This window comes from Rhodospirillales bacterium (assembly GCA_016712595.1).
In the GTDB taxonomy this organism is placed as follows: Bacteria; Pseudomonadota; Alphaproteobacteria; order Rhodospirillales; family Defluviicoccaceae; genus Defluviicoccus.
In genome coordinates, this window is record JADJQT010000002.1 from 585017 (window position 1) to 598299 (window position 13283).

9 protein-coding genes are annotated in these 13283 nt (G+C 64.7%); 6 read left to right on the forward strand and 3 right to left on the reverse strand.

Going from position 1 to position 13283, the window contains the following annotated elements; all coding sequences use genetic code 11:
• Nucleotides 1-7 precede the first annotated feature (7 nt).
• Nucleotides 8-1021, reverse strand: coding sequence for a quinolinate synthase NadA (gene nadA, locus IPK66_14590; GenBank protein ID MBK8176444.1), 1014 nt, complete (start codon nucleotides 1019-1021; stop codon nucleotides 8-10).
• A 558-nt stretch (nucleotides 1022-1579) separates the two neighbouring features.
• On the opposite strand from nadA, the gene IPK66_14595 reads away from it, so the two are divergent.
• Entirely contained in the window at nucleotides 1580-5212 is a 3633-nt protein-coding gene (locus IPK66_14595; protein ID MBK8176445.1) for a calcium-binding protein, read from the forward strand.
• A gap of 143 nt (nucleotides 5213-5355) precedes the next feature.
• On the opposite strand, the gene IPK66_14600 is transcribed toward IPK66_14595, so the two are convergent.
• Together IPK66_14600 and IPK66_14605 are read right to left on the reverse strand one after the other, a co-directional pair.
• Nucleotides 5356-5760, reverse strand: a complete 405-nt coding sequence (locus IPK66_14600; GenBank protein ID MBK8176446.1) for a tellurite resistance TerB family protein — start codon at nucleotides 5758-5760, stop codon at nucleotides 5356-5358.
• Nucleotides 5761-5921: 161 nt separating this feature from the next.
• On the reverse strand, nucleotides 5922-8660 hold the full coding sequence (locus tag IPK66_14605; GenBank protein MBK8176447.1) for an ATP-dependent DNA helicase: 2739 nt from the start codon (nucleotides 8658-8660) through the stop codon (nucleotides 5922-5924).
• A gap of 309 nt (nucleotides 8661-8969) precedes the next feature.
• Between IPK66_14605 and arfB the strand changes: the two genes are divergently transcribed.
• The 5 genes from arfB to IPK66_14630 all read left to right on the forward strand — a co-directional run bounded on the left by arfB (nucleotide 8970) and on the right by IPK66_14630 (nucleotide 13282).
• Complete coding sequence (arfB, locus tag IPK66_14610) at nucleotides 8970-9392, forward strand: aminoacyl-tRNA hydrolase (protein MBK8176448.1); 423 nt, start codon at nucleotides 8970-8972, stop codon at nucleotides 9390-9392.
• 177 nt (nucleotides 9393-9569) lie between these two features.
• Nucleotides 9570-10751 carry an aspartate aminotransferase family protein gene (locus IPK66_14615; GenBank protein MBK8176449.1) on the forward strand — a complete coding sequence of 394 codons (1182 nt, stop codon included), beginning with the start codon at nucleotides 9570-9572 and terminating at the stop codon, nucleotides 10749-10751.
• Between the two features lie 33 nt (nucleotides 10752-10784).
• Nucleotides 10785-11696 carry an ornithine carbamoyltransferase gene (argF, locus tag IPK66_14620; protein ID MBK8176450.1) on the forward strand — a complete coding sequence of 304 codons (912 nt, stop codon included), beginning with the start codon at nucleotides 10785-10787 and terminating at the stop codon, nucleotides 11694-11696.
• 37 nt (nucleotides 11697-11733) lie between these two features.
• A complete protein-coding gene (locus IPK66_14625; GenBank protein MBK8176451.1) occupies nucleotides 11734-12660 on the forward strand; it encodes an Hsp33 family molecular chaperone HslO in 927 nt (308 codons plus the stop codon).
• Nucleotides 12661-12700: 40 nt separating this feature from the next.
• Nucleotides 12701-13282 carry a hypothetical protein gene (locus IPK66_14630; GenBank protein ID MBK8176452.1) on the forward strand — a complete coding sequence of 194 codons (582 nt, stop codon included), beginning with the start codon at nucleotides 12701-12703 and terminating at the stop codon, nucleotides 13280-13282.
• Nucleotide 13283 lies beyond the last annotated feature (1 nt).

Genomic DNA, 13283 nt, shown 5'->3' on the forward strand with positions numbered 1-13283 from the left:
CGTTCCTTTAGCGGCCGACCGCCAGCATGCGCTCGACGGCGAGCCGCGCACGGTCGGCGACCTCGGGGTCGATCTCGACGCGCGGCTCAAGCGTCTGCAGCGAGCGGTGGATGTTGGACAAGGTGATCCGCTTCATATGCGGGCACAGGTTGCACGGGCGGACGAACTCGACGTCGGGCACATCGGCGGCGACGTTGTCGCTCATCGAGCACTCGGTCACCATCAACACCTTGGCCGGTCGGCGGTCGCGAACGTAATCGATCATCTGCGCCGTCGAGCCGACGAAGTCGGAAGCTTCCAGCACGTCGGGCGGGCATTCCGGGTGAGCGATGACGACGAGGTTCTCGGTGCCTTGTCGGTAGCGGCGGACCTCGTCGCCGGTGAAGCGTTCATGCACCTCGCAATGGCCCTTCCACTTGATAATCTGGACCTTCGTCTGCGTGGCGACATAGCTCGCAAGGTACTCGTCCGGGAGGAAGATGACCTTATCGACTCCCAGAGACTCGACGATCTTGACGGCGTTGCCCGACGTGCAGCAGATGTCGCACTCGGCCTTCACCGCGGCGGACGTATTCACGTAGGTGATCACCGGAACGCCGGGATAGGCCTGGCGAAGCATCCGCACGTCATCCGGTGTGATCGACTCGGCCAGAGAACAGCCGGCGTTCATATCCGGCATCAGCACGATCTTGTCCGGATTGAGCAGCTTCGCCGTCTCCGCCATAAAATGCACGCCGGCGAGAACGATGACGTCGGCATCCGTTTCGCTCGCCCGCTGCGCCAGCGCCAGACTGTCGCCGACGATATCCGCCACACAGTGGAAGATCTCCGGTGTCTGGTAGTTGTGCGCGAGAATGACCGCGTTCTTTTGCCGTTTGAGCCGATTGATCGCGTCAACGAACGGCGCGTGCACGGGCCATTCAAAGCTGGGAATGATCCGGCTGACCCGCTCGTAAAGCGGCTGGGTGGCGGCCGCCACGTCGGGCGTATAGGCGAGAACGGCGTCTGCGGTTGCGATCATTTGAAACCTTGACCAAGCGAAATATCAAACGCGTATTTATGCTCGAATAGAGCATAATTCAACACTACTATCCCAAGGCGAGCGCCGGGGGTCAAGGCGCATTCATCCAACTGCAACGTGTTGTAACAGAATGTGAAGTCGCGACGCGTTTGCGGCTGCTCAGGGGCTGGGCGCGCTTGTGGCAGGCCACTTTGTATTTGCTAGAAAGAACATTTAAAGAACATATACCCGATCAGTCGACAGTTTTAGTCGTTTTAGGTCACATATCCGCCCTATCATTAATAGTAAAACAAACAAATATCTTGAACCGGCAGAAAGGCAGATGGTAAATATTAGCTCATATGGGTGAGATGCACGCGGATGGGGGGTCGATGACTCACAATCCGCCTCTGTGTGCGGCAGCCGCCGTGTCGGCTTGCCCGCGCTGGAGTTGAACAAAAAAAACAATATAACCGCAGGATAACGGGAAGTTAGAGGTAGCACGAGCAATGTTACGCGGGACCGTTTCGCAACTCGATGCAAGTATCGAGCCACTTCTTCAATATCGGAGCTCAATCAATGGCTACCATTACGGTCCCTGTGGGTGCTTTTCGTGGAGATACATGGACTCCTCTATCACAAATTTCTCAGTTTACCTGGACGAGCGCGGACAATAATCACGCTGTCGGCACACACGGTTCCTATACAATTGAGCTCGTTGGAAGCTCGAATGATATCGCCGTCTCCGGCGGCGACCTGACCGCGGGATCTATTGATTCATGGACGTACAAGAAAAGTGGTGTAACTCAATTCGCGCTGACTTCGCTTAGCGCTGTCGATCTGTTCGATGCGGGTATCACATCGAATACCACACTTCAACAAGCACTATTTGCTGGTGACGATACATTCACCGGCACCGTCAACATCAAGAATGTCATCTATGGCTATGGTGGTAACGATTCTTTCACCGGTTTCAGTAATCGCGACGTTTTCTTTGGCGGTAACGGCGACGATAGTCTCCTTGGCATGGCCGGTAATGACCTCCTGAAGGGCGACGCCGGCAACGATACTCTCGACGGCGGCACCGGCAGCGATCAGATGGTTGGCGGCACCGGCGACGACCTGTTCATCGTCGACAGCACCGGCGATACGGTCAACGAGGCGAGCGGGGGCGGCACCGATACGGTTCAGAGTTCGATCAGCTACACCTTGTCGACCTACCTTGAGAATCTGACGCTGACCGGTGCCAGCAACCTGCGCGGGACTGGCAATTCTCTCGATAACATCATCACCGCGAACACCGGAAACGACTCCCTGGTCGGTAATGCCGGCGATGATACATTCAGTTTCGCCTCAGCCGACCTGACAGTGGACGATACGATCTCCGGCGGCAGCGGCACCGATGTGGTCTCGATCTCCGACGCGGCAACCGTCATCGACGCCGATTTCACGCATGCCACCAGCGTCGAGGAGCTTGCCGAGGGTCTGACCAACGGCGCGCTGACGGCAACCTTGGGCGCGCTCGCCGACGCAGCCGGACTCACCAGCGTTACCGGCAATGGCACGGGCGCCGATGCAATTACCGTTGGGGCAGCCTTCGAAAACGACCTAACCATCGATCTCGGCACCGGCGGCAATGACAGCATCGATGCGTCCGCTTATACCGGCGATCTGACCGTCCAGTCGGTCGCCAGCGGGATTGATGCCAACGACACCATCACCGCTGGTAGCGGCGACGATGCCCTGGAACTCACTGCCGATAACGGCACCGCCACGCTTGGCGCCAACGTTACCGGCATCGAGACGATCACCGTCGAGGAAGGTGAGTCGACAACCGACGACATCACCATTGTGACCAACGACGCCAACGTTGGTGCCGGCGACACCCTCACCGTCGACGCCTCGGCGCTGACCGACAGCGACGCGACGCTGACCTTCACCGGATCGGCCGAGACCGACGGCAACTTTGACGTTACCGGCGGTGCTGGCGACGACGTCATTACCGGCGGTGCCGGCGATGATACGATTGATAGCGGCGGCGGCAATGACAACCTCACCGGCGGTGCGGGCGACGACATGTTCGCCTTCCTGAACGCCGACTTCACCTCAGGCGACAGCATTACCGGCGGTGCCGACGACGATACGATCGCGATCAGCGACGCGGCGACGGTCGTCGATGCCGACTTCACCAATGTCGCAACCACCGAGGTGCTCGAACAGGTCACCGCGGCGACGGCGCTGACCGTAACCCTCGGCGCATTGGCTAACGCCTCCGGCCTCGCCACGATCATCGGCAACACCGGCGTGGATACGGTCACCGTTGGTGCCGGCTTCACCAACGCGCTGGAGGTCGACATTTCGACCGGCGCCGACAGCGTGGATGCCTCGGCAAGCACCTCCGCACTGACGATCGTCGCCGACGCCGCCGCGATCACCGCCGCCGATACCCTGGTTGGCGGCAGCAACGACGACGGCGTGATCCTGCTCACCGCCGACAACGACGCGACCGGCGCGGTGTTCGGCGCCAGCGTCAGCGGTTTTGATACGATCACTGTTGTCGAGGGTGATCCGGTCACCAACGACATCAAGATCACCATCAACGACGCCAATATCGGCTCGGGCGACACCCTCACCGTCGACGCCTCGGCGCTGACCGACAGCGGCGCGACTCTGACCTTCGACGGCTCGGCGGAGACTGACGGCGACTTCTCGGTTATCGGTGGCGCCGGCGACGACACCATCCTTGGCGGTGACGGCGACGACCGGTTTTACTTCACGAGTGATCACTTTGATTCGAGTGACAGCATCACCGGAGACGACGGAAGCGATGTGATCTACATCACCGACGCTGCCACCGTTATTGACGCCGACTTCACCAATGTGACCGGTGTTGAAGGGCTGGGTCAGGCTACGGCGGCGACCGCCTTCACGGCAACCCTTGATGAACTGGCGATGGACGCCGGCTTGACGGCGGTCGGCGGCAACACGGGCAACGACTCGATCACCATTGGCGCTGGCTTCACCAACGACTTGGACGTCATCATCAATACCGGCACTGACACCGTCGATGGCTCGGCGTCGACCGCCGACCTGACGGTAATCGCCTCCGCCGCCTCGATTACCGCCGCCGATGAGTTGCACGGCGGCAGCGATGACGGCGACGTGATTGAACTCACCGCCGACAACGACGGCACCGGCGCGGTGTTCGGTGCGAACGTCGACGGGTTCGAGACAATCAGCGTCGTTGAAGGCAATACTCCCACCGACGACATTATCATCACCACCAATGACGCCAACGTGGCCGCGGACGATACCCTCACGGTTGATGCCTCGGCACTTACCGATTCTGGCGCAACTCTAACCTTCGACGGAACGGCCGAGACCGACGGCAATTTCTCGGTGACCGGCGGCGCGGGGGACGACAGTTTCTCTGGTGGCGCGGGAGACGATACGTTCGACGGCGGCGCCGGCTCGGGCGATACCGCCGATTATTCCGACGCGGGGACGGCTGGCGTCATCGTCAACCTGACCAATCCATTCAGCACCAATGCGTTCGGCAGCGATATCGGATTTGATACACTGCTCAACGTCGAGCATATCATCGGCACCGACTTCGCCGACATCCTGACCGGCGGTATCTCGGCCAGCACCCTCGAAGGCGGTCAAGGCGACGATCAGATCAACGGCAGCTCGTCCGCCGACAGCCTTGACGGTGGCGCGGGTCTGGACATCATCGACGGCAAGCAGGGTGCCGACGACATCAATGGCGGCACCGGCGCCGACACGATGACCGGCGGTGCCAGCTCTGATACTTTCATCTTTGCCGCCGGAGACAGCGGTACACCGAGCGCCACAAACTTCGACGTCATCACCGACTACGCCGGCGATACGATTGATTACAGCGCTAGTTTGGTGGCCACCGACACCAGCGGCGGCGGCACCGCCCCCGGGAATGCTGCTGTCGATGCCGATGGTGTTGCGACGTTCGATGCGGCTGACGATACGCTTGCCGAGCAGATCGTTGCCGTTGAGGCCGATCTTGGTGGTGACACCGCCGGTGAATACGCATTCTGGGAGTTCAACGGCTCCACCTACATGTTCATCTCGGACGCGGTGGCCGGCGTCGGCGTTGACGACGTGCTCATCAAGCTGAGCGGCGTGACCGGTCTGACCACGGCCAATCTGGCGGGAGGCGATCTCGTCATATCATAGTCGGGATCGGCCGCGCCGCGGCCGACAACCGTTCGTGCCGCAATAACCGACGCGCGAAGGGGCCACCCCGGTGGCCCCTTTTCTATGCCTCGGCCCTCGGTCGAACCTGCCAATACTGCACGGCGTCGGCGGCAGGTCGAGCCTCAGGCAACGCTAAAGCGGGCGCGGGCGCCGCGCTCGATGGCAGCGGCGATCAGCCGGTCGATCTTGAGGCGATGGCGGATCATCTCGAGCATCCGCGCCTCTTCCTCGGGAACCTCCTGGTCGGCGGCGGCAACGTCGCAGGCCAGCGCGTAGGCGGTCTCGCGCAGCCGCGTCGGCAGCGCCGCCTCGATCTGCGCGAACGCCTCGTCGAGGCCATCGTCGTCGTTGAGCAGTTCGGCGCAGGCGGCGGCCGTCTGCATGACGAGCTCTCGATTATAGTCCGCGAACACCGGCAGGGTGCGGATGATCTCGCCGATCTTTTGCAGTTCGGAGTCCGGCATGCGCCGATCGGCGGCGGAAACAAGAACCATGGTGTAGATCAATGCGGCGTGGTGACTGATCATCTCGGAGCCTCGGTTATCGACGCAGGTCGGGCGGGAAGGCCGTTCGGCGAGAGGGTTAATGCGCGCCCGGGTGGGTCAACGTCAAGCCATGTACCGGCTGGCGCGATGGATGCCCGACAGGAATGCCTGGGGAGAATGCCGACGAAGAATGCCAGGTGGGGTCAGCCGCTCAGCAACGCCCGGGTTTCGGCGATGGCCTCGGCCAGCCCCAACCGGCGGATCGAAACGCCGTCGGGAAAGGCGCCGGATAGCCGGCTCGGCAACTGGCGATCGAGCATGACGAAGACGCCACGGTCGCCGGCGCGGCGGATCAGCCGGCCGTAGGCCTGCTTCAACTTCAACCGTACCAGCATCTCGTCATAGCGCCGCCCTCCCATCGCCTCGCGCCGCGCCCGGTGCAAAAGGCTCGGCCGCGGCCAGGGTACCCGGTCGAAGACGATGAGGCGCAGCGAGCGGCCGGGAACGTCGATGCCGTCGCGCACGGCGTCGGTTCCGAGCAGGCAGGTATCCTCCTCGGCACGGAAGATATCGATCAGCGAGCCGACGTCGAGCGGATCGACGTGCTGCGCCAATAGCCCGAGTCCGGCCTCCTCGAGCGGCTGGGCGATCGCCGCGTGCACCGCGCGCAGCCGGCTGATTGCGGTGAACAGCCCGAGCCCGCCGCCATTGGCAGCGACGAAGAGCGTCCGGTAGGCCGCTGCCACCTGGCGCACATCGTCGCGAGCGACGTCGGTGACGACGATAACGCGGGTGCAGGCGGCATAATCGAACGGTGAGGACAGCGCCGAGCGCTCAGGGGCTGCATTCAAGTGCCGCGCGCCGGTCCGGTGCTCCGCTGCCGCCCAATCGGCGCCTGCGTCGCCGGTGCCGTCGCGCAGGGTCGCCGACGTGATCAACGCGCCATGGGCCGGGCGTAGGACAATGTCGGCGAACGGGCGCATCGGATCGATCCAGTGGCGACAAAGCCCGACATCGAGCTCCCGACCTTCGGCGCGTTCCACCGACAGCCAATCGAAGAACCCCTCCGGTTGCGGCTGGTCGAACGCTCGCAGCATCGAACGCCAGCCGGCGAGAGGTTCGCTTGCCCGCCGCTGGATGCTGCGGCGCAGGCCGTCGATGCGCTGGCGCGCGGCTGTATCGAGCGTTTCCGCCTCATCATCGAGCCGCGTGACAAGCGCCGCGACCAAGGCCCGCAACGGTCGGGCGAGCTGGCCGAGCGCCGCTTCCAGCGTCGACGCCGCTTCGATCAACCCCGGAACAGCTGGTTGAGGTTCGGTCTCTAGGCTGAAGGACAGCTCGCCCTCGCGGCTGCGGGCGTAGACCTGCTGGCGGACAAGGGCGAGAAATGCCTCGGCGGGTCCCATTGGTGTGCCAGCGGCGAGGCGCGCGCGCCAACCGGGACCGGGAAGGCCGCGGGCATGAACGAGCGCCTCATCGAGGGCAGTCGCGGCCTCGCGCTGCTCTCCGATCATCTCGAAGGCCCGGTCCTTGAGGCCTCGCCGGCGCTGGCGTCCCCCATCCTCCGCGCCTCTCAGCCAGCGCCGGAGTTCGGCGGTTTCCCGGCCGCTCAGATGCAGCGAAAACGTCTCATCCGCGGCGTCGAAGAGTTGATGTCCTTCGTCGAAGACGTAGCGCGTTGGCAAAATGTGCTCGTCGGCGCTGCGCGCTGCCTGGATGATCACCAGCGCATGGTTGGCGACGACGATCTCGGCTCGCCGCGCCCGGCGAATGGCGCGTTCGACAAAGCAGCGCCGATAGTGGCGGCAGGCGCCGTAGATGCATTCCCCGCGGGTATCGGTGAGATCCAAGGTGAGCCCGGCGCCGAGCAGATCGGCGAGCCAGGCGGGAAAATCGCCGCCGACCATATCGCCGTCGCGTGTCGCCAACGCCCAGCGGGCGACGAGGCCGAGGGCGGTTGCATCTTCGCGACGGGCCGAAAGCCGCTCCAGGGCCTCCTCGTAGTTCAGCAGGCAAAACAAATTCTCGCGCCCCTTGCGGACGATCACCTTTTGTCCCTTGTCCCGCAGGTCGGGATAGGCACGATCGAGCTCCTGATCGAGCTGACGCTGGAGGTTGCGCGTATAGGTGCTGATCCATACCGCGCCGTGGTTTTTCTGCGCCCAGAGCGTCGCTGGCGCAATGTAGCCAAGGGTCTTGCCGATGCCGGTGCCGGCCTCCGCCAGGACGACGCGTGGCTCATCCGAGCGATCGCGCGGCATGAACGCCGCCGCGGCGCGCGAGGCATAATCGAGCTGCTGCGGGCGTGGCTCGGCCGAGACACCCAGGAGTTGAACGAGACGCGCGCGCGCCTCGACCGGTTCGACGGGGCGCGAATCGGGTGGTGCCTCGCCGGCGCGATCCTCCCAGTCCTTGATCTGCAACCACACCCGCATTCCGTCTTCCGGCCGATCGACCCCGGGCGACGCGGAGCCCGAGCCAAGGGCGGCGAGAACCGATGGAGCCCAGCGCCATCCGCCACGGGCCATCGTCCGTGCGATCGCGGTTGCGTTTCTGCCCGGCGATGCGGTGAGTTCAGCGAGCAGCGCGCGGGCGGCGGCGAGAAGCATCTGCGCCTGAGCCTCGCGCGTCTGCGGTACCGTCAGCAGGAGCGCGTCGGCAAGGCCACGCGGTGTCGGTACGCAAAAGCGGCCCGGGCGGACAAAGGCGAACAGCTCGAGGACGTCGTGAGCGTCGATCGCCGGCAGGTGCAGGCGTCTCGCCGCTACGCGCGCGTGACAGACGACGGGCGCGGCACCGCGGCGGAGGCGCTCGGCTGCCGCCGCGAGCGTCAGCGTCTCGTTGGCTCCCGCTTCTATCCAAACCGCTTCGCGCGCGCCGACCACCAGCGCCGGAACGTCGGGCAGGCACGCGCGGGCGGCGGCGAATGCGGCATGAGTCATGCCCCACTATAGCGCTCCGGACGCGTTCGCCATCCCTTCACGTCGAAGTCGTCGAGATGACTCTGTCGCCAAACAGGAGCATTCGGTTGTATTCGCTCCCAGCCTTTCATGGTGCACTCTTCTCACGGAGGGATGGAATCATGGAGGATGGAAGAATACGCCACGGGCGAGGTTCTTCGTGCAAGTGCCGCAGAGCCTGGGTCTGGGCGGGCGAGGCCTAGCCGGTGCGACAGAGGCGGCCCGTGATCACCGCCCTCGTTGCGCGCGCGATTGTGCGATAGGGCGGGGGGGGGGGAACGGAGAGAGGGCATGATCCGCATCACCGAGCGCATCGCCATCGACGAGGCGGAGATCGAGGAGAGCTTCGTGCGCGCTTCGGGGCCGGGTGGGCAGAACGTCAACAAGCTGTCGACGGCGGTGCAGTTGCGCTTCGATGCCCGGCGTTCGCCGTCGCTGCCGGCAGCGGTGCGGGCGCGCCTCGCGCTGCTCGCCGGCCGGCGGCTGACCCAGGACGGGGTGATCGTGATTATCGCCCGCCAACACCGCACCCAGGACCACAACCGTCGCGACGCGCTTGAGCGCCTGGTCACGCTGATCCGCGCGGCGGCGCAGCCCCCGCGGACGCGCACGCCGACGCGGCCGACCGCGTCGTCACGCCGCCGGCGCCTGGACGCGAAGGCTCGCCAGTCGCGGCGCAAGACCGAGCGCAGCGGCGCAGTGGTGGACGACTGATCGATCGCTTGTGCGTCGGGCAAGCGGAGCCAGCGGATAAGCACGCATGAAACGCGGCGTTGATCCCGCATGCTCGCGCAGCGTTGACAAGGCCGTCGCGGCCGGACATAAAGTCCTCTTTTGGAATGCGGGGCCGGTGGCGGAACACCGGCCCAACGTGTTTTTGGGAGGGGTGCGATGATTCCGCCGGTCATGGCGACGTACGACCGGTTCGACCTAGCCGTTGATCGCGGCGAGGGCGCCTACATCGTCGCTACGGACGGTCGCCGGTTTCTCGACTTCGGTGCTGGTGTCGCGGTGAACGCGCTCGGCCACTGCCACCCGCACCTCGTAGAGGCGTTGCGGGCGCAGGGGGAGCGGGTCTGGCACTGCTCGAACCTCTACCGCATTCCCGGGCAGGAACGGCTGGCGGCACGCCTCGTCGAGGCCAGCTTTGCCGATGCCGCCTTTTTTTGCAACTCCGGTGCCGAGGCGATTGAGTGCGGCATCAAGCTGGTGCGCAAATACCAGCACGTCGCCGCCGCACCCCAGCGCTATCGCATCATCACCTTTACCGGGGCATTCCACGGCCGGACGCTGGCCACCATTGCCGCCGGCGGTTCCGCCAAGTATCTCGCCGGTTTCGAGCCGGCGGTCGACGGGTTCGATCAGGTCGCCTTCGGCGATCTCGACGCCGCCCGCGCCGCCGTTGGTCCAAAGACCGCGGGCATTCTCGTCGAGCCGATCGAAGGCGAGGGCGGTATTCACGTGGCATCACCCGCATTCCTGCGCGGGCTGCGTGCGCTGGCCGACGAGCACGGCCTCTTGCTGTTTTTCGACGAGGTGCAGTGCGGCATGGGTCGCACGGGACGCCTGTTCGCCCACGAATGGGCTGGTGTCGTTCCTGATGTCATGGCGCTGGCCAAGGGCCTCGGCGGCGGTTTTCCCCTGGGGGCCTGTCTCGCCAACGCCCGTACCGCGGCGGCATTTTCTCCGGGGAGCCACGGCTCGACGTTTGGCGGCAATCCGCTGGCGATGGCGGTGGGCAATGCCGTGCTCGACGTCATGCTCGCCGATGGTTTTCTCGCCGGTGTCGCTGCTGCCGCCTCAGAGCTGCAGCGGCGCCTGGCGATACTGCCTTCTCGCCATCCAGCCGTTATCGCCGAGGTTCGCGGCGCGGGTCTGATGTTGGGGCTGCGTTGCGTCGTCGAAAATCGAACGCTGGTACGCACGTTGCTCGGGTTGGGCCTGCTGGCGATTCCGGCGGCGGACAACGTCGTCCGCCTGCTGCCGCCCCTGATCATCGGCGATGGCGAAATCAACGAAGCCTGCACCATCATCGAGCACGCCTGCGCGGAGCTCGGCAGCCGTGCGGCGTAGATGTCTGCGCCAAACGTTGCGATACCATCGCTTATGATGGGGCCAAGACACTTTCTTGATCTTGATCGCTTCGCTGGCGATGTGTTGCGGCAAATTCTCGATCGCGGCCTGCAGATCAAACGCGCCGGCCGCGCCGGCGCGGATCGGCGTCTGCTCGAGGGCCGGACACTGGCGATGATCTTCGAGAAACCCTCGACCCGCACGCGGGTTTCGTTCGAGGTCGGCATGCGCCAGCTTGGTGGCGACGTCGTGCCGCTCAGCGACAGCGCCTCGCAGCTCGGCCGCGGTGAGACGATGGCGGACACGGCGCGGGTGCTGTCCCGCTATGTCGACGTGATCATGATCCGCACGGACGAGCCGCAGAAACTAGCCGAACTCGCCGAATTCTCCAGCGTTCCGGTTATCAATGGGCTGACGGATGAATCGCACCCGTGCCAGCTCATGGCCGACGTTATGACCTACGAGGAACATCGCGGCAGCATCGCCGGGCGGACGGTGGCCTGGAGCGGCGACGCCAATAACGTCGCCCGGTCCTGGGTCCATGCTTCGGTCCGCTTCGGTTTCCGTCTGCGCGTCGCCTCGCCGATGCCGTTTCGCGGGCGCAAGCGGCTGATGGACTGGGTGCGCGCCGAGGGCGGCGAAGTGATCCTCGCCAGCACGCCGGAAGAGGCAGTCGAGGGCGCCGACCTGGTGGTCACCGATACGTGGGTGTCGATGGGGATGAAGGAGGCGGAACGGCGCCATATCGCGCTTGCCCCCTACCGAGTCGACGAGGCGCTGATGGCCCGTGCCCGGCCCGACGCGCTGTTCATGCATTGCCTGCCGGCGCATCGCGGCCAGGAAGTCAGCGAGGGTGTCATCGACGGGCCGCAGTCGGTGGTCTGGGACGAGGCAGAAAACCGCCTGCACGCACAAAAAGGCATTCTCGCCTGGTGTCTCGGCTGACTTGCGCGTCTCGGGCACGGTCCGCGGACACGGATCGATGACGGACGACGACGGAATGCTCCCGCCGCTCACGGTTGACTGCGTCCAGCCGTTTCAAATCGAGGCGACGGGCGTGCGTGGCCGGCTCGTTCGCCTCGGCGCCACGCTCGAGGGCGTTCTGGCTGGTCACGCCTATCCGCCGGCGGTCGCAGCGATGCTGGCGGAGGCGCTGGCGATGGCCGCGGTGCTGTCGAGCAGCTTGAAGTACGATGGCATCTTCACCTTGCAGCTCGAAGGAGACGGGCCGGTCGGGTTGATGGTTGTCGATTACACCAGCAGTGGTCACGTGCGGGGCTACGCGCGATTCGACGCTGAACGTCTGGCCGCCGAGGCGCCCGCCGCCAACGCGTCCGTCCCGCAGCTGTTCGGCGCGGCGCGGATGTCGTTCACCGTTGATCAGGGCCCGGACACCGCGCGCTATCAGGGGATCACCCCGCTGGAGGGGGCAACGCTCGCCGCGTGCTGCCACGCGTATTTTCGTCAGTCAGAGCAGCTGCAGACGGCGATCATGCTGTGTGCTTCGGATATGGCACGCGCGGAAGAGCCGCGCCGGGCCGGTGCGCTGATGATCCAGCGCCTGCCGATCGCAAACCCGCTGCAGTCCGACGCCGCGGAAGACGACTGGCGGCGCGCCGTCGCCATGATGAGCAGTGCCACCGCCAGCGAACTGTTATCACCCGCGCTCGCTGCCGATTCTCTGCTTTACCGGCTGTTCAATGAAGATGGCGTGCGAGTCTACCGCCAGCGGCCGCTGGCATACAGATGTCGCTGTTCACAAGCGAAGGTCGAGCGCACGCTTGCCGCCTTTCCGCTTGCCGAACTGATGGCGATGGCTGAGAACGGGGTGCTGCAGGTGACCTGCGAGTTCTGCAAGGCGAACTACGTCATGGACGAGGCCGCCCTGCGGGCAGTTGGCTCCCGCTGACCAGAATAGAGATTGAAGCAGACGTTCGGGGCTATCGACGATGAAGACCGCGAGCCTGATCATCCTTGCGCTATTGGTCCCCTTGGGGGTGACGAGTTGCGAGACGTCTCCGGCGCCGCCGCGCGAGCTATCGTTCGTTCACGCGTCGCCGATCCTGCTCAATGTCGGCACCGCCGAGATCGACTCGAAGTATCACAGTTCCTCCTCGCCACCCAACATCGAGGGGACGGTGACGCCATCGCCGGAGGGCGCGCTTATCCGCTGGGCGCAGCAGCGGCTGCGTTCCGTGGGCACGCAGAACGTTGCCCGGTTCACCGTCTTGAATGCACCGCTGACGGCCGAGACCCTGCCGGCTTCCTCGGCGCTCTCTGGTGTGTTCGGCAGTGCGCCGGGCCAGCGCTGGACGGTGACCCTCGAAGCCCAGATCGAGATCTTCGACGACAGCGGAAGCCGCCTCGACGGTTACAGCGCCAAGGTCTCGCGCACGCGCGACATGGAAGGCGGGCTGACCTACGAGGAGCGCAATCGCCGCTGGTTCGAGATGCTCTCGGCGACGATGAACGAGTTCGACTCGCAAATGGAATCGGGACTCCGTCAGTACGCTGGCTCATGGTTGCGGTAAG